This is a genomic window from Aeromonas sp. 160P (assembly GCF_055193095.1).
This window is the reverse complement of record NZ_JBUXKV010000001.1, coordinates 4,050,538-4,065,853: the sequence shown is the minus strand read 5'-3', so window position 1 is coordinate 4,065,853 and position 15,316 is coordinate 4,050,538. Positions and strand designations below refer to the sequence as shown.

Sequence of the window (15,316 nt, the reverse complement as noted above, 5' to 3'; positions counted from 1 at the left end):
CTTCCTGATCTTCGGGCCGATGACGGGGCCTTGCGCCCCGTCCGGAGGTCATTTGTTCTGCAGCTTTTCGTGCAACTCAATCAGCTCGCTGATCAGCTCACGGGCCAGCATGGAGGTCATCAGGTGATCCTGGGCATGGACCAGCACCAGGGTGACCGGGATCTTGCCTTCCCCCTGATCGTCCTCGATCAGCTGGGTCTGTACCAGATGGGCGGCATTGAGTGCCTCGCGGGATTGGGCCATCAGCTGGTGGGCGGCGGCGAGATCCCCCTCCTTGGCTTTTTTCAGCGCTGTGTAGGCCAGACTGCGCGCCTGCCCGGAGTTGATGATGAGCCCCATCACCACCTCTTCCAGATCGGTACAGGTGGTGGCCTCTTCAGTGATGTTGTCCAGATCGAACATGTGTCGTTCCTTACGTAAATGCGTTAATTGAAACCGTTAATTAAAACCATGGTTGCGCGCCACCTCGGCAAACCAGTAGCCGCTCTTCTTGATGGTGCGTTGCTGGCTCTCCAGATCGAGGCGGACAAAACCGTAACGGTTCTTGTAGGCGTTGAGCCAGGACCAGTTGTCGATAAAGGTCCACATGTGATAACCACGGCAGGCACTGCCCTCTTCCAGGGCGCGATGCAGCCACTCGAGGTGCTCGCGAATGAACTGGATGCGGTAGTCATCCTCCACCCGCCCCTCGGGGCCGATAAAGCGCTCTTCCCCCTCGACCCCCATGCCGTTCTCCGAGATGTAGCAGGGCAGGTTGCCATAGTTGACCCGCAGCTCGGTGAGGATGTCGTAGATCCCTTGCTCGTAAATCTCCCAGCCGCGGTGGGTGTTCATCTTGCGGCCTGGCATCTGGTAGTAGTCGAACAAGTCGTCTGGCGTGCGTGGAACTCCCTGCCACGCCACCTCTTTGGCTTTTATCCGGCGCGGTTGGTAGTAGTTGATGCCGAGGATATCCACCTTGCCGGCAGCGAGCAGCGCCTTGTCTCCCTCCTCACGCTGCGGCAGCAGGTCGTACTGTTCTAGTAGGGCGACCAGCTCGGGGTCATAGCACCCCTTCAGGGCTGGATCGAGGAAGCTCTTGTTGAGCAGCAGATCCGCGATGCGGGAGGCGGCGAGATCTGCCGGATCCTGCGAGCGGGGATAGGTCGGGCTCAGGTTGAGGATGATGCCGATCTCGCCATCATGCTGGCAGGCGCGATAGGCCTGCACGGCACCGGCATGGGCCAGCGCTGTGTGGTAGGCGACGGTGGCTGCCCGGCCAAAATCGATTACACAGGGGTAGTGGTAGTGGCCAAGGTAGCCGCACTCGACCGGCACGATCGGTTCGTTGAAGGTGAACCAGTGCTTGATGCGACCGCCAAACAGGTCGAAGCAGCGGGTGGCGTAGCGCACATAGGCGGCGACCACTTCCCGGCTCTCCCAGCCACCGCGCTCCTGCATGCACATCGGCATGTCGAAGTGGTAGAGGTTGATAAGCGGGGTGATCCCCTCCGCCAGCAGCCGGTCGAAGACGGCATTGTAGAAGCTGACCGCCTCCTGGTTGATTTCACCCACCCCGTCCGGGATCAGTCGTGACCAGGAGATGGAGGTGCGGAAACTGTTGTGCCCCAACTGCTTGAGTAGCTTGATGTCGCTCTCGAAGTTGTCATAGAAGGTGGATGCATCGGTTGGACCGACCTCGTTGTGAAAGCGAGTTGGTTCGGTGGCAAACCAGTGGTCAAAGATATTGGCAGATTTGCCGCCGCGGTTGGCGGCCCCTTCCATCTGCGGGGCGGAACTGGCGCTGCCCCACCAGAAGTTATCCGGAAAACGATACTGCATGGGTTACTTCTCCAGGCTGGTGGGGGAGGAGTCTTGCTCCTCCCTTGTTGTGATCGGAGTGGCGGTCATCGCAATGGTGACCATCAGAACGGTTGTCATCAGAACTTCAGGGCCAGAGCGATATCTTCTTCGCTCTCCTCTTCTTCCTCGATAACGTTCTGTGCCTTGTTGGCTATCAGCACGAAGGGCATATACATCAAGGTGGCGACCCCCAGGTTGAATATCGCCAGACAGAAGGCGGCCACGCTTCCGTTGGTGGTGAAGAAGGCCATCAGACCGGTAGGCATGGTCCATGGTGCTGTGTTGGTGATGGGTGGAATGATCCCGGCGTAGTAGGCCGCCATGGTGATCCCCATCAACACCGGGTGTACCAGCAGGAAGGGCACCATCAGCACGGGGTTCATGATGACCGGCAAGCCGAACAGGATGGGCTCGTTGATCTGAAACATACCAGCAGGCAGACCCAGCTTGGCGACCTGACGGTAGTCATCGCGACGGGAGACCATAAAGATGGCGATGATGAGGCCCAGGGTTGCGCCGGTGCCACCGAGGAAGACGAAGGAGTCGGTGATCGGCTTGGCCCAGAAGTGGAACTGATGGCCTGCAGCAATGGCCGCATCCACTGAACCATACCGGTTGAAGAGATCTATGTTCTCGAGGGTGAAGGGGCCCAGTACGCCAGACTCCAGGGCGGTGAGCGCCAGCATGCCGTGCACCCCGAAGAACCAGAGGAAGGAGGAGAAAATCACATAGATCCAGCCCACCAAGTCACTCATGTTGGACAAAGGTTTGGAAATATTGTCCATGATCAGCTGGTGGAAGTTGGTACCGACGCCGTTCAGCAGATAGGCAATTACCCCCATGATGGAGAGGATGATAAAGCCCGGGATCAGTGCCGAGAAGGAGCGGGAGACCGAGGCTGGAACACTGTCGGGCAGAGTGATGACCCAGTTGCGACGGACGATAAAGGCGAATACCTCAGCCACGACGATACCGATCAGCATGCCAGAGATGACGTTGGTGCCACCAAGCCAGTTGGCGCCGACCGCATAGGCGTCGCCCACGCTGAACGGGGTCACTGTCATAAAGGCAGCTATCGAGAGCAGACCAGCGGCTAGCGGATCGGTCTTACGCTCTTCGGCCATCGCCATACCGATAAAGAAGGGGGTCATCAGGGACATGATCCCCATGGTGCCGTTATAGACGTTACCACCAATTCCTTTGAGCCCGTCCAGAATGGCAATGGTGGCGGGATCGAGCCGTATCCCGATGGAGTAGAAGAAGGAACCTTCGCCAAAGCTCAGAAAGACACTATTGATGAGGATAAACATGGCCCCAACCAGAGAGAGGGGCATCATCTTGATAAAGCCGTTCTTGATGGCGTTGACATGAGGTTGTTTGCCCATCTTGACGGCGATGGGCAGGACAACCTTCTCCAGCGATGCGATGATGTTGTTCACAGGGATCTCCTTAACCTATGGGTTACCTATGCGAGGCTCTTCTTGATGGAGGCGACCGCCGCCTTCAGTACGCCGAGGCCATCGACCTTGCCGTAGAGCAGGTTGTCAATCACTTCGACCGGCTTGCCCGGCAGCAGTTGCTGGATCTCTGGCAGCATGTAGGCGATTTGTGGCCCCAGCAGCACCAGATCGGCATCCTGCCCCTTCTCGCCTGCCAGGGTCTCCGGGTAGGCATCGATCAGCACCGGCACATCATATTTTTCCGCCTGTGCCTTCATCTTTGAAACCAGCAGTGAAGTAGACATCCCGGCAGAGCAAAACAGGTAAATACGCTTCTTTTCCATAACCTTTTCCTCAACGCTTGAAAACCAAATGAACAGACCGGTCGAGATAGTTGCCTGTCGCGCAATCAAGACAAGATAGGCAATCATCCCTAATTGACCATATTGTAACTAACAGTAGGTTCCATCTGGTATTTCGCAGGTTAAAAGTATTGTTTTTTATTGACCATGTGTTTTGCCATTGCTCACATTTTTGGTGGGGGATTACAGGGTGATTGAGCTAAAAATAGACGGTGAGGCGACTTTGTTTTTTTATTTATTCTTATTTTTCAGTTATTTATAATTCTACATTGCTAATGGGGCTATAATTTTTCTGGAAAAAACAAATAACTAGCGCTAGCTCACACTTATAAGTTAATGCAACCAAATTGACCCTCTACCTTCTTGGTAAAACACCTCATTTTAAATTTATTGTATGCGCTGATTGACCTGCCACCCTGTGCCTGATGTTTAACGCAAACGCTCCCACCTGTTCTTCCGGGTGCACTTCCTGCCCCAGGATATTCCCTGAGGGCACATAGGCATGCAGCTCAGTTCATGGATTAAATGGTGGTCTCCCCATGTTGAGTGCAGTGCTTGGTAAACTCGGCGCCATTCTCGGGGGGATCGGGTGCGCTCTACATCACACTATTGATGGCGAGCAGTTGCAATTATGCCAAGCCAAGGTGGTTGGCATGTTGATGCCAGCAGGCTGCAGTGATGTGAAATATACGGGCGGCACTATTGTTTCCATGTTTTGACGAGCATGCTGGAAGGCGCTGGATAACAACGACCTCCTCGTTGAGCAGGGTAGTAATGAACTAGGGGGAATCAGGTCGAAAAGTGACTACTGGCCAACATGAGTGGCGTAAAGGCAGTCGAGAGCCTATTCGATTCACATAAATAATCCGAACCTAATCAATAAGATTCCGATTTTTGCACATCAAAAGGATCGGTTAATGGCCTCTTCACTGACTCGCTATGCCCTGCCAGAAGCAATAGCGCTGACAGCAGATCGACAGACATGATCGAGCTATTAGGCGAACGTTATCGGCAAATTCATTCCGCAATCAGGCACGGAATGTCGGATAACAAGCAAGACATATTTTGATTTGGCGGTAGCTGTAATCAAGTGATACTTCATGGTTGATGTCGTGATGCTTATCACGAAAAGTTAGGATTTTATGGATTACGATAGTCGAAAATGCAGTCATGTATCAGTTGATTGCTTCGTTCTTGTTTAGTAACTCAGGGATCGCAGATGAAAAGCGTGGTCGGATTGATAGAAAGTAAATTGATGCCGCTGGCAGGGCGTCTTGCTCAACAGCGTCATTTGGGGGCAATTCGGGATGGCTATATCTCGTTTATGCCATTCATCATCGTTGGTTCGATATTGTTGGTTATCTCATCGTTCCCCAGTGACAGTTATAAAGCTTTCATGGCATCCATATTTGGTGAACAGTGGGGGAGCACGATTGAGATCCCGTTCAATGCCATCTTCTCGACCATGGCTCTGTTTATCTCTTATCTGGTGGCCTATCGTCTGGCAGAGCGTAATGATATCGATAAGAGTTCTGCCGGGATCCTGTCTCTCTCCTGTTTCCTGATCCTGACACCATTTAGCGTGGATGCGCATGGGGCAGCAGTGATTCCGATGGAGTGGATTGGTTCCAAAGGGCTGTTTGTTGCCATGTTGGGGGCCATTGTCTGGACCGAGCTATTCACCTTGTTCCTGCGTCGCAACATAGTGATCAAAATGCCAGAGGGGGTACCACCAGCGGTACAGAAATCATTTGCTGCCCTGATCCCGGCTCTGATCATTCTCTCTATGGCGCTGGCTATCCGGATCTTCTTTGCATCCACCGCATATCACACCATTCATGAATTTATCTATTCCGTTATTGCCATGCCGGTTCGCCATTTTGGTACTTCCTATTTTGGCGCGGTTTTGACGGTGCTCAGCATCAGCTCACTGTGGTCGGTCGGGATTAACTCCGGTTCCATGATTAACGGGATCTTGCGTCCCTTCTGGATGGACAATCAGGCAGAAAACCTGGCAGCGACTCATGCCGGCTTGATGCCCCCTCACGTTGTCACAGAGCAGTTTTACGACATGATCTGGATGGGGGGATCAGGGGCGACCTTGTCGCTGGTCTTGGCGATGCTGATTTTTGCCCGTAGCCAACATATCAAGAAAATGACCCGATTAGCCGCGGGCTCTTCCATCTTCAATATCAATGAACCCATCCTGTTTGGTCTTCCGGTCATCATGAACCCCATCATGTTGATACCGTTCAATCTGGTGCCTGTCGTACTGGTGACCATCCAGTATGTCGCGATGGCATCGGGTCTGGTTGCAACGACAACCGGGGTTTATATCCCTTGGACACTTCCGGCTGTCATCAGTGGTTTTATTGTTACTGGCCATCTGAGCGGAGCGCTTATTCAGTTATTCAATCTGGTGATTGGCGCCATGATTTATCTGCCTTTCCTCAAGGTTCTGGATCGCCAGTATCAGGCGACAGAGAGCCCAGTAGAGAGTCATGGGGAGCCGTCACATTCACAGCAATCACATAAGAAGGTAAGCAATGGTTAATCATCAATGGGGCATTATCGCCACCTGGCGGATGGCTTACGAAGGTCTGAGTGCAAGTGCCAGACAGCTGGCTGACAACGGCGATGCCCGTTCCGCGGTATTACAAGCAGTCAAGCAGGTAGAGGATTACCCTCTCTACAAGTCAGTCGGGTACGGTGGCCTGCCAAATCAGAATGGTGAAGTTGAGCTGGATGCTGCCTTCATGGATGGCGACTCATTGGCTATGGGGGCTGTAGCTGGGGTACGTAATTTGGCCAACCCGGTTTTGATTGCTGCGGCGCTGAGCGAAGAACGATTCAACAGTTTCATGGTGGGGGGCGGTGCGGAACAGTGGGCTATCCACAAGGGCTTCGAGCAAAAGCAGATGTTGACCGAGCGGGCGATGCAACACTATCGCAAGCGCTGCCGAGAAACGCTTGCTCGTGGTCTAAACCCTTACACCGGGCATGACACTGTCGGCATCATTACTCTGGATCAAAGTAGCAAGATCTGTGTGGCAACTTCAACCAGTGGGCTTTTCATGAAACGGCCAGGTCGTGTGGGGGACTCTCCAGTTTCCGGTAGCGGTTTTTATGCTGATAGTACTATGGGGGCCGCGACGGCTACTGGTCTGGGTGAAGATTTAATGAAGGGCTGTATCAGCTACGAGATTGTTCAGCGCATGGGGCGGGGGATGACGCCGCAGATGGCGGCAGAATCTGCAGTTTATGAACTGGAAGCCCGTCTGCTGGCCCGTTATGGGCGAGCCGGAGACCTTTCGGTTGTATGTATGAACCATGAAGGTGAGTTTGGTGCAGCGACCAACATCGACAGCTTTTCTTTTGTTGTTGCAAACCACTCCCTCGCGCCGACGGTTTTTCTGGCTCGGCGTGAAGGCAATCATACCCTCTACAGTGAGGCGGATGAGACTTGGCTGAATGCATATCTTGCCCGTATCAGTGCCCCCGTGGAGGAACCTCATCATGCTTGATGCGTCAGTAGCACTTTGGTCAGCACACTTACCTGCGACGACGCATTTGCTGCTGTGGCAGAGCGGGTTACAAAGCTATAGGGATCAACCTGCCTTACAACCCATAGCGGCACTATTGGCTGAATTGAGCTGTCGTCAGAACACCACTGTTGATGTCGGGCTGGCGGGGTTGTGTCAACGTCTCACCTGGCTGGCAGCTGACCATCAGAAGTTGCTGAAATCTGCTGGATTGCGCGAGGTGACCGAGGCATTGATCCGTGCTGTACCTGGTGACGGAACCGATTGTATTGCCCTTGACATCACCCCCTTTTCGCTGGAAAACCCGGCGCAACGGGCTGCGCTGCGCCACTGCATCGTCACGTTGCAAAACCAGTTCTACCAACTGCCTTTGCTCGGTTATCGATCCGTCCCCAGCCATGCAGAGCCGGCACTGAGGCTACTGGCAGCACCAGAGCAGTATCCATTGGCCGAGGCGCTGTTGAAGGAGTCTTGTGCCATCAGCTGCGGGATGCGACTTGCCCGGCGCATGGCTGATCGGCCAAGCCAGGATTGTACGCCTGTGAGTGTTGCCGATGAATTAGCGAGCTATGCCGCGCAACATGACGAGGTCAGCTGTGAAATTCTCGATGAGGAGGCGATCCGTACCTTGGGATTTGGGGCATTGCATGCGGTTGGCAAAGGGAGCTTGAATCCGCCCCGGCTGGTCTTGCTGCGTTATCGGGGGGGCGGTGATGCCCAACCTTACGCGGTAGTAGGCAAGGGGATCACCTTTGACAGCGGCGGCCTCTGGCTCAAAGAGGGTGAGGGCATGCGCACCATGAAGTACGATATGTGCGGTGCTGCCGTGGTATTCGGACTGATTGATACCGTACGACGGTTGAAGTTGCCGCTCAATCTGGATGCTGTACTGGTATTGGCTGAAAATATGCCAACGGATCGCGCCATGCGGCCCGGCGATGTGGTCACAACCTATGCTGGCCACACGGTCGAGATCATCAACACCGATGCCGAGGGGCGGCTGGTATTGGCGGATGGAATCGCGTTTGCGGATCGTCAGCTATCTCCTCGTTGCATTATCGATGTGGCAACGCTCACTGGCGCCGTCGTCAAGGCGCTCGGTTATGACATGAGTGGCTTGATGAGCAATGACCCCGCGTTGGGTTCGGCCCTGACCCTGGCTGCTGAGTCGAGTCGAGACCGATTATGGGCGCTGCCGTTTGACGACAGTTTTGAACCGCAAATCAAGAGCTACATTGCGGACTTCACCAATACCCCCCCTAACAACGCAGCCATTGCTGTTTCTGCTGGCTATTTTCTGAGTAAATTCTGTGGCAACCGTCCATGGGCTCATTTGGATGTAAGTGGTACCGCTCTGCGCCGTGGTGACTATACCCAGGCCAGTGGTCGTCCTATCCCCTTGTTGACGGAATTTCTAATCCAGCAAATCGCTCCCGCCATTAATGGGTGAGCCGAAGGAGTTAATAATGAAAAAGATCCTATTGGTATGTGATATGGGCATGTCTACCAGCCTGGTAGTAAAAAAAATGCAGGATGTGGCTGCCCGTCGTCAACTTGAGGTCGACATTCAGGCCAAAGGTATGCAGGAGTTTAAAGAGGCCATACAGTCTTTTGATTGTGCGCTGCTGGGGCCGCAAATTAGCTACAAGTTGGCAGCCTGCAAGGAGCAAGCTGCGCAATATGGTAAACAAGTCGAATCAATCAATATGATGCACTACGGCATGCTGGATGGAGAAAAGATCCTCGACCATGCGTTGACACTGATATAAGGAGCAATAATGGAACTCGAAGAACAGGTAATGACCCTTATTGTCAGTGCCGGTAGCTGCCGCAGCATGTTGATGGAGGCCATGAGGCATTCGCGTAACGGAGAATTTGAACAAGCCGAGCAGTTGGTCGAGCAGGCTCGTTGTGCACTCCATGCCGCACATGCGGTGCAAACGCAACTGATTGAAGCAGATGCCGGAGAGGGAAAGTTGCCAGTCCAGATCGTGATGGTACACGCTCAGGATCATGTGATGAATGCGGTCTTGCTGATGGATCTGACCCAAGAGATGATTGCGATCCATCGTCGTTTACCCCCTGTGGCGACAAGCTGCAGCCAATCAGCTGCAATGGCCTGCTAAGGCATTTCTATTCTCAGGCCAAATGTTAAAAGAGGGAGGCGTTATGCCTCCCTCTTCTCATTACCGGCTACAGCAAGCTCGGACGGTTGTTGCTTGAAAGGCAACGTTAGCCTTTTTGTTGCAATTGGCGGATGTAGGCGCTAGGCGTAAGGTTTTTCAAGCGATTACGTAATACCCTGTGGTTAAGGATATCTTCGTACTCAAGTAACACAGCGCCCAGACTAAGGCGTTTGTCAAAACGCTCCCCAGCCAGAATGTCCGCCAGTGATTTAGACAATGTGGTCGAGCCGATCAACTCATTTGATACTGGTAGGGGGGTGAGGGTGACTTGTTTACATAGTCGGCTTGCCATTGCCTGCACTTCGGGGAGTGGACAGGTTACCTCAATGCTCTTGATCGCGTAGGGCAGCCCTTCTTGCAGATAATTGGCAAAGCCATTCAGGGTCTGTTCCTGCTCTTCCGGAGCGCAGAGGGCAAATGAGATATGGCCGGTAAATTGCTCCGTGAGCATCAGCAGCAAAGGCTGACTGGCTGCCAGATCGGCTGGAAGATGGAGCGCATCGAGCCACATAAGTCCCAATCCAGAGACCAGACCAGGCTTTTTCAACCGTTCTTGTTGATGCTTTTGCAGGCAGCGGCTCAGGCCTGCCCGTGAGACATCTGCGCGGATCAGTAAACGTGTGACTTCAAGCAGCTCATCGAGAGATAGGTGTAACCGATGGCGGAGAAACAACACCAGCCACTCTTGCTCCGGCTGCAGCTTGCGATGGATAGTGCGCGGTCTATGGGATTTGTCATAGCAATCATCACGATTGCGCCAGCGTCTCACTGTATCAATCGAGATGCTCAGCTCTTCGGCAAGAGCGGCATCGGATTTGGTGGAGGTCTGGATATATTTACGGGTCCGGGGCGTAGTGGTTGCGTTTTGGTGCAGCTTTATTTCCATCTTGTGTACTCTTGGGCTAACCGTGCGGGCCGGGCGAAAAGGGTAATGATTATATCGTAATAAACAGTGCCTGGCATATTGGCTACAGAATGGTCGGTGCAGCGGCACATAGCTTGGATATAAAAATCAATAACTGGCAGCGCTCACTCTATAAATAATGCAACCTGATTGATGTTCGGCTTGCTGGTGATGATCTGCGGGTTTCATTCATTGGTACGTGCTTATTGACCATGTGCTACGGATAAAAAGCCGGCGAGGCACCTCGTTGACGTTTCGACCGTGCTGATGGGGGGAGGCAGGGGCAATCGCAAGCATGGGTGGTGAGTGGCGAGGGCAATAAGGGTAGAGGGCACAAAGGGGTAAAAAAACCGACCCCGGAGTGGCTCCGGGGTCGGCAGGAAGGGCGTTAGATCTGCCCCTGATAGCGCAGGGGGAAGCGGCCCTGACTGTCGGGCTGGCCGAGGAAAGAGAGTCCTTGCTGCATCTGCTCTGGCAGCTCGGGGCCCGGCTTCAGGGTGCCCTGGAACAGGTACTGGCCATTGGGTTGCAGCTCGAGGCGACCCATGGTCTGCACCGCATCGGAGCCCTGCTTGAGTTCGGCCACCAGTTTGGAGTCGAGGCAGGTGAGTTTCACCTCGGGGTCTGCCAGATCCAGCTTGCCCGCCGGGGTATCGGCGCTGGCGTTGTACCAGTCTAGGTTGCCGTAGAGGTTGTCACACCAGGGGTTGCCCTGGGCAAACTGATCCACTTTGAGCTGTAGCTGACCGGTGACGGTGATCGGGATCGGCAGGCGCATCGGCACCCGGCTCAGCAACCAGGGGGCGGGGGCGTTGAGGGTCAGATCCCGGCCGAAGGCGGCGCCATTCCAGCCGACAATGCCCTGACCGTTGAGGCCGTTGCGATCACCAAAGCGAAGGGTCACTTCGGGGGCGAAGCGCAGCAGCGACCAACCGTTGAGATCCCAGCGCAGCTGGCTCACCGATTCGCTGGCATATTGCAGCCGGGCTGCCTGACCGCTCCAGAGAGTACCGCTTACCCCTTCCAGTTTCAGCAGGTTGGCAATGTTGGCAGGCAGCGGCAGATAGCGCGCCACCAGCGCTGCAGGCAGGGTGGCCAGCAGAAACACCAAATAGGCCGCCAGAAAGAAGCTGGCAATCAGGATGCGTTTTTTCATTGGGGGCGGCTCAGCTGCAAACGTCTGACTTTGACCAGACCGGGGGCCAGCCCTTCGCGGGCGATCTCGATGATTTGCACTTGAATGCCGTGTTGCTCCACCAGGGTGGCGAGCCACAGCAGCAGATCATCGAACGGAACCGTGTCGATCCACACCTGCAGCTCCTGCGCCTGGGGTTGCAGCCGGGCAATCTTGATCTTGTGGTTGAAGGCAGTGCGGTTGACCACCCCTTCCAGGGTGCCGCTGGTGTCAATCTGGCGACCAGATCCACCCTGCATGGCCAGTACCTCTTCACCTTTTTCCTTGAGCCAGGCCAGGGTCTGCTGCTGGTTCTGCACTTGCCGCTCCCGCTCGGCGATGCGGTTGGCGATGGGCTGCCAGACGCTCCAGTAGCAGAGGCCGACCAGCAGCAGGGCACCGCCCACGCCCACCAGCCGTTGTTCCCGTGCGCTGATGCCCTGCCACCAGTTCTGCAATTTTTCCATCATGATGATTTACCTTTGAGCACCAGTGAACCCTCTACCTTGCCCTCGGTGCTACGCACCTCCCCCTGCTGTACCTCGAATTGCTTGCCTGCCAGCTCGCGGAACCGCTCGATCTCGGCAAAGCCGGGGGCGGTGACCTGCAGTCGCAGCTCGCGGCGGCTGGCGTCAAAGCGCATCACCTGCGGTTTCAGACCGGGGATTTCGGCAAAGGTGGGGGCCAGCTCGGTGAGCATCAGCAGCACCCCGTTTTGCGGTGTTTGCCCCATCAACTTGAGGTGCTGGGCCATCTGGCTGCGCACGTTGACGATGCGACTCTCGCCCGGGAAGATGCGGGTGTAGACCTGACGGATCTCCGCTTTCAGCGCCTTGTCCTGCTCGGTGAGCTGATAGAGCTGCACCCCGCGCTGGCCGAGGGCCACCAGCAGCAACAGGCCAGCGGTGATGGCCACCTTGCGCCACTGCAACCAGTAGCGGGCATATTCGGTCTGCGGCCGGTAGGGGCCGCTCAGCAGGTTGGCACGACAGTTGAGCGCCCCCTTGGCCAGCAGCAGCATCGGCAGTTCGGGCTCCGCCGCCTGCCAGTTGGCGGCCGTAATGGCGGGCACCTGGGTGTGGCTGTGGATGGTGACCGGTTCGGCTTCGGTTGCCAGCAACATGGCCAGCAGCGGTTCGTCGGCGACGATCCCCTGACAGGGGCCCTGGCGCACCAGCCATTCGCTGCCGAGCTGCAGGGCAGACCAGCCATCAGCGGCCGGTGGCAGCGCCAGCACATCGGGCAGCAGTTGCAGGCTTTTGAGGCCGGCAGCCTCGAGCCAGCCGAGCCACGCGTTCATCTTTTGCTGATCCACTGCCATCAGATCGACTTGTGGACCGTCATGGGCCAGCACCACCAGATGCAGGGTCTCCACATCGGAGGCGATCTGCTCTTCCAGCAGGTAGGGGAGGGCCGCCGCCGACTGATTGTTGTAACGGCCCGGCAGGGTAACACGCCGGAACACCAGATCGCTGCCCGGCACCAGGGTGACCACGGGGCGGCCACCGGCCCGCTCCTGCAGCTCGCTCAGTGCATCGGCCGAGGGCAGGGTGCCGGAGGCGATGATCTCCTGCTCCTGACCGGACCAGACCAGCCAGGCCACGGGTTGTTGTTTATTGGTCCCCAGTCGGATGACCAGACTTTCGCTCACGCATCTCTCTCCTGCGATACTGTTCGGCCTCAAGGGGACGATCAGTGCGCAGCCCGCAGGCTGCAGCCAAAACCTCTTGTACCCGCGACCAGATGCCCGCAGATACGCTGTTTATTCGGCGCCACCATTGAGGCGGCGCAGCATCACCAGTTTATTGTCCTTGCCCCGCTGGAACAGGGTCTCGAGCCAGGCGCGGTTATCGCCCACTTCCGCCACCATCCGGGCTTCGAAGAAGTCGCTTTTCACCACCAGCGCCTCTTTAAGTCCTTTGACTGTATCGGCCGGGGCGAGTTGATCCGTCATCAGCTTGGGCTCTTTCCACCCCTTCTGTGGCCGCTCGGTCAGCACCCGTTTGGCATCATTCAAGCCAATCTTGCCAAGATAGAGGGCGACCAGTAACTCGGGGCGCTCGGGGGCCAGGGTATTGATATTGATCTTCAACTTGTCGTTCGGCAGGGCGCAGACGTAAGGGGCCAGTTTGGCATAGACCCGGGCCGTCACCCCGCGCACTGCTCGCAGCTCGTCCTTGCCCAACATCAGCTGGTTGGCGGTCAGATAGGGGGGCTTAAGCCCCTCGTAGTAGGCATCTTCGGCGCCGAGGCTCGAGACCAGCGCGGTATCCTTGTCGGTCCAGTCACGAATGGCATCGGTGAGCTGGGCCGCCTCATACTCCTCCATCGCCAGTTGCTTGAGCAGTTCGCGAAACACCTGTACCGGATAGGGTTGTTGCTCCAGATCTTCGCCACTGCTGCCCTCCTTGGGGGGCACGCTCAGGCTGTTGAGATTGAAGCAGGATTGCAGGTCGGTCACTTCCCCCTTCAGCTGGCCATCATCTACCGGAAACACCGTATTCTTGCGGGCCCAGTTCTGACTGAGATTAACCACTTCCGGGTTATCTTTGAAATCCTGCGCCAGCACCTTGCTCACCAGCGCTTCCGCCGACAGGGCATACCACCACGCCTGTTTGCCGGTGGTAATGTTGGCGGTGCGGCGCAGCTCAAGCTGCAGGCGGCCACTCATGTTGCTGGCGATGATCACCATAATCGAGAGGATCAGCAGCACCACCAGCAGGGCCATGCCGCCCTGGCGGCGGGGTGGTGAGAGGCGCTTAGTTCGCATTTTCGACTCGCTGGCCACCGGCCCCAATCAGGAATTGACGGCGAATGGTGCCGTAATCCTCCAGATCCAGCTCCACCGCCAGCCCGTAAGGCAGCACGCTGCGCTGGGTCCACTCCTCCTTCCAGCTCCCCTTGTCGTAGAAGTAGAGACGCAATGCCGTGACCCCTTCCAGCACCGGCTGGATCCGTGGCTCGGTGCCGATCACCGGATCCGGATAGAGGTAGCTGAGTCGTTCGAGCTTTTGATCCTTGAGACGCCAGCCGACCCGCTGCAGCTGGGAGCGGGGCAGCATGCCATCGGGATTGAGCCAGCCGCTACGCATAAAGGCCATGCCCCAGTCATCGCTCTGCTGGCCGAAACGGGATGCCGCCAGCAGCACCTTGTTGTTCTCCCCCTCGATGCGACCGCTGCGCGGCACCATCTGGGTGACATCGCGCTCCAGCAGGGTGAAGGCGAGCTGCAATTCGTTGAGGCGGGCCTCCTTGCGTTTGGCCACCTCGTCGCTGGTGAGCACCCCCTGCAGCACCTGATAGGCGCCCATGCTGAGGCTGGCGAAGATGGCGATCGCCACCAGCATCTCAAGTAGGGTAAAACCGCCCTGACGATCTGGCCGGCCGTGCGGCGAGCGCACTATCGGCGTCGCGAGCAGGGTAAAACCGGCGTGACGGGCGGGGTGAGTCGTACGGATAGGGTGTTGAATCATCGGCTGATATAAGTCCGCATCATGGCGACCGGGCTGTCGGCTTTGGCCTCGGTGCGCACTTCCATATCGAGCGCGCGAAAATTGTTGTCACTGGTGGCCACGCCGCGATAGCGCCAGTACCAGGTGCTGCCCGCCATCTGCTCATCCCCTTCCACCCAGCTGTCGCCGGGCCACTTGTTTTCGAGCTTCTGTTGCACCAGCTGGTTTTCCACCACCCAGGTGGCCAGGGTCTTCTGCTCCAGATAGTTGAGGGCAGAGAGGTGCTCGCTAGCGGTTTTCATCACAGCAAGGCCCGCGATGGCAAATATCGCCAGCGCTACCATCACCTCGAGTAAGGTCATGCCACGGGCGTTCATCGCGCCACCTGTTGCGCGGGTTGTTGGCACAGAGGCGG

The 15,316-nt window shown here is 56.3% G+C and carries 17 protein-coding genes; 6 read left to right on the top strand and 11 right to left on the bottom strand.

Features of this window, described 5'->3' with window-relative positions; translation table 11 throughout:
• Positions 1-48 precede the first annotated feature (48 nt).
• The 4 genes from chbA to ACY8FN_RS18810 form a co-directional block, all read right to left on the bottom strand.
• Positions 49-402 (bottom strand): PTS N,N'-diacetylchitobiose transporter subunit IIA, encoded by a 354-nt coding sequence (chbA, locus tag ACY8FN_RS18825; protein ID WP_463100889.1) that lies wholly within the window; start codon positions 400-402, stop codon positions 49-51.
• A 36-nt stretch (positions 403-438) separates the two neighbouring features.
• The gene (locus ACY8FN_RS18820; RefSeq protein ID WP_463100888.1) at positions 439-1,821 is read right to left on the bottom strand and encodes a glycoside hydrolase family 1 protein; all 1,383 of its coding nucleotides are present in this window, start codon (positions 1,819-1,821) and stop codon (positions 439-441) included.
• Between the two features lie 98 nt (positions 1,822-1,919).
• The gene (chbC, locus tag ACY8FN_RS18815) at positions 1,920-3,281 is read right to left on the bottom strand and encodes a PTS N,N'-diacetylchitobiose transporter subunit IIC (RefSeq protein ID WP_463100887.1); all 1,362 of its coding nucleotides are present in this window, start codon (positions 3,279-3,281) and stop codon (positions 1,920-1,922) included.
• Positions 3,282-3,307: 26 nt separating this feature from the next.
• Positions 3,308-3,625: a PTS sugar transporter subunit IIB gene (locus tag ACY8FN_RS18810; RefSeq protein ID WP_139690920.1), complete on the bottom strand. Its 318-nt coding sequence runs from the start codon at positions 3,623-3,625 to the stop codon at positions 3,308-3,310.
• Between the two features lie 557 nt (positions 3,626-4,182).
• Here ACY8FN_RS18810 and ACY8FN_RS18805 point away from each other — a divergent pair.
• The 6 genes from ACY8FN_RS18805 to ACY8FN_RS18780 all read left to right on the top strand — a co-directional run bounded on the left by ACY8FN_RS18805 (position 4,183) and on the right by ACY8FN_RS18780 (position 9,311).
• Positions 4,183-4,362, top strand: a complete 180-nt coding sequence (locus ACY8FN_RS18805) for a hypothetical protein (RefSeq protein ID WP_139690921.1) — start codon at positions 4,183-4,185, stop codon at positions 4,360-4,362.
• A gap of 500 nt (positions 4,363-4,862) precedes the next feature.
• Positions 4,863-6,197, top strand: coding sequence for a PTS sugar transporter subunit IIC (locus ACY8FN_RS18800; RefSeq protein ID WP_463100886.1), 1,335 nt, complete (start codon positions 4,863-4,865; stop codon positions 6,195-6,197).
• The gene (locus ACY8FN_RS18795) at positions 6,190-7,167 is read left to right on the top strand and encodes a N(4)-(beta-N-acetylglucosaminyl)-L-asparaginase (RefSeq protein ID WP_101347635.1); all 978 of its coding nucleotides are present in this window, start codon (positions 6,190-6,192) and stop codon (positions 7,165-7,167) included. The genes ACY8FN_RS18800 and ACY8FN_RS18795 overlap by 8 nt, the downstream gene beginning before the upstream one ends.
• A complete protein-coding gene (locus tag ACY8FN_RS18790; protein ID WP_463100885.1) occupies positions 7,160-8,635 on the top strand; it encodes a leucyl aminopeptidase family protein in 1,476 nt (491 codons plus the stop codon). Before ACY8FN_RS18795 ends, ACY8FN_RS18790 begins: the two co-directional genes overlap by 8 nt.
• Positions 8,636-8,651: 16 nt before the next feature.
• The gene (locus ACY8FN_RS18785) at positions 8,652-8,954 is read left to right on the top strand and encodes a PTS sugar transporter subunit IIB (RefSeq protein ID WP_101347633.1); all 303 of its coding nucleotides are present in this window, start codon (positions 8,652-8,654) and stop codon (positions 8,952-8,954) included.
• Between the two features lie 9 nt (positions 8,955-8,963).
• The gene (locus tag ACY8FN_RS18780) at positions 8,964-9,311 is read left to right on the top strand and encodes a PTS lactose/cellobiose transporter subunit IIA (protein WP_303843969.1); all 348 of its coding nucleotides are present in this window, start codon (positions 8,964-8,966) and stop codon (positions 9,309-9,311) included.
• 106 nt (positions 9,312-9,417) lie between these two features.
• Here ACY8FN_RS18780 and ACY8FN_RS18775 read toward each other — a convergent pair whose 3' ends face one another.
• From ACY8FN_RS18775 to exeI, 7 genes are all read right to left on the bottom strand, one after another.
• Entirely contained in the window at positions 9,418-10,257 is an 840-nt protein-coding gene (locus tag ACY8FN_RS18775; protein WP_139690925.1) for a helix-turn-helix domain-containing protein, read from the bottom strand.
• 406 nt (positions 10,258-10,663) lie between these two features.
• Positions 10,664-11,431 carry a GspN family type II secretion system protein ExeN gene (gene exeN, locus ACY8FN_RS18770; protein WP_463100884.1) on the bottom strand — a complete coding sequence of 256 codons (768 nt, stop codon included), beginning with the start codon at positions 11,429-11,431 and terminating at the stop codon, positions 10,664-10,666.
• A complete protein-coding gene (exeM, locus tag ACY8FN_RS18765) occupies positions 11,428-11,919 on the bottom strand; it encodes a GspM family type II secretion system protein ExeM (protein ID WP_101323934.1) in 492 nt (163 codons plus the stop codon). Before exeM ends, exeN begins: the two co-directional genes overlap by 4 nt.
• On the bottom strand, positions 11,916-13,100 hold the full coding sequence (exeL, locus tag ACY8FN_RS18760; protein WP_463100883.1) for a GspL family type II secretion system protein ExeL: 1,185 nt from the start codon (positions 13,098-13,100) through the stop codon (positions 11,916-11,918). Before exeL ends, exeM begins: the two co-directional genes overlap by 4 nt.
• Before the next feature lie 111 nt (positions 13,101-13,211).
• A complete protein-coding gene (gene exeK, locus ACY8FN_RS18755) occupies positions 13,212-14,219 on the bottom strand; it encodes a GspK family T2SS minor pseudopilin variant ExeK (protein ID WP_438579922.1) in 1,008 nt (335 codons plus the stop codon).
• Entirely contained in the window at positions 14,209-14,922 is a 714-nt protein-coding gene (gene gspJ / locus ACY8FN_RS18750) for a type II secretion system minor pseudopilin GspJ (protein ID WP_463100882.1), read from the bottom strand. The genes exeK and gspJ overlap by 11 nt, the downstream gene beginning before the upstream one ends.
• Positions 14,919-15,278 carry a GspI family T2SS minor pseudopilin variant ExeI gene (gene exeI / locus ACY8FN_RS18745; RefSeq protein ID WP_139690930.1) on the bottom strand — a complete coding sequence of 120 codons (360 nt, stop codon included), beginning with the start codon at positions 15,276-15,278 and terminating at the stop codon, positions 14,919-14,921. The genes gspJ and exeI overlap by 4 nt, the downstream gene beginning before the upstream one ends.
• Positions 15,279-15,316 lie beyond the last annotated feature (38 nt).

Bases quoted from the DNA above. Each gene is read 5' to 3' on its own strand.
- chbA (WP_463100889.1), bottom strand. From the start codon at position 402: ATGTTCGATCTGGACAACATCACTGAAGAGGCCACCACCTGTACCGAT.
- ACY8FN_RS18820 (WP_463100888.1), bottom strand. From the start codon at position 1,821: ATGCAGTATCGTTTTCCGGATAACTTCTGGTGGGGCAGCGCCAGTTCC.
- ACY8FN_RS18810 (WP_139690920.1), bottom strand. From the start codon at position 3,625: ATGGAAAAGAAGCGTATTTACCTGTTTTGCTCTGCCGGGATGTCTACT.
- ACY8FN_RS18805 (WP_139690921.1), top strand. From the start codon at position 4,183: ATGTTGAGTGCAGTGCTTGGTAAACTCGGCGCCATTCTCGGGGGGATC.
- ACY8FN_RS18800 (WP_463100886.1), top strand. From the start codon at position 4,863: ATGAAAAGCGTGGTCGGATTGATAGAAAGTAAATTGATGCCGCTGGCA.
- ACY8FN_RS18795 (WP_101347635.1), top strand. From the start codon at position 6,190: ATGGTTAATCATCAATGGGGCATTATCGCCACCTGGCGGATGGCTTAC.
- ACY8FN_RS18790 (WP_463100885.1), top strand. From the start codon at position 7,160: ATGCTTGATGCGTCAGTAGCACTTTGGTCAGCACACTTACCTGCGACG.
- ACY8FN_RS18785 (WP_101347633.1), top strand. From the start codon at position 8,652: ATGAAAAAGATCCTATTGGTATGTGATATGGGCATGTCTACCAGCCTG.
- ACY8FN_RS18780 (WP_303843969.1), top strand. From the start codon at position 8,964: ATGGAACTCGAAGAACAGGTAATGACCCTTATTGTCAGTGCCGGTAGC.
- ACY8FN_RS18775 (WP_139690925.1), bottom strand. From the start codon at position 10,257: ATGGAAATAAAGCTGCACCAAAACGCAACCACTACGCCCCGGACCCGT.
- exeN (WP_463100884.1), bottom strand. From the start codon at position 11,431: ATGAAAAAACGCATCCTGATTGCCAGCTTCTTTCTGGCGGCCTATTTG.
- exeM (WP_101323934.1), bottom strand. From the start codon at position 11,919: ATGATGGAAAAATTGCAGAACTGGTGGCAGGGCATCAGCGCACGGGAA.
- exeK (WP_438579922.1), bottom strand. From the start codon at position 14,219: ATGCGAACTAAGCGCCTCTCACCACCCCGCCGCCAGGGCGGCATGGCC.
- gspJ (WP_463100882.1), bottom strand. From the start codon at position 14,922: ATGATTCAACACCCTATCCGTACGACTCACCCCGCCCGTCACGCCGGT.
- exeI (WP_139690930.1), bottom strand. From the start codon at position 15,278: ATGAACGCCCGTGGCATGACCTTACTCGAGGTGATGGTAGCGCTGGCG.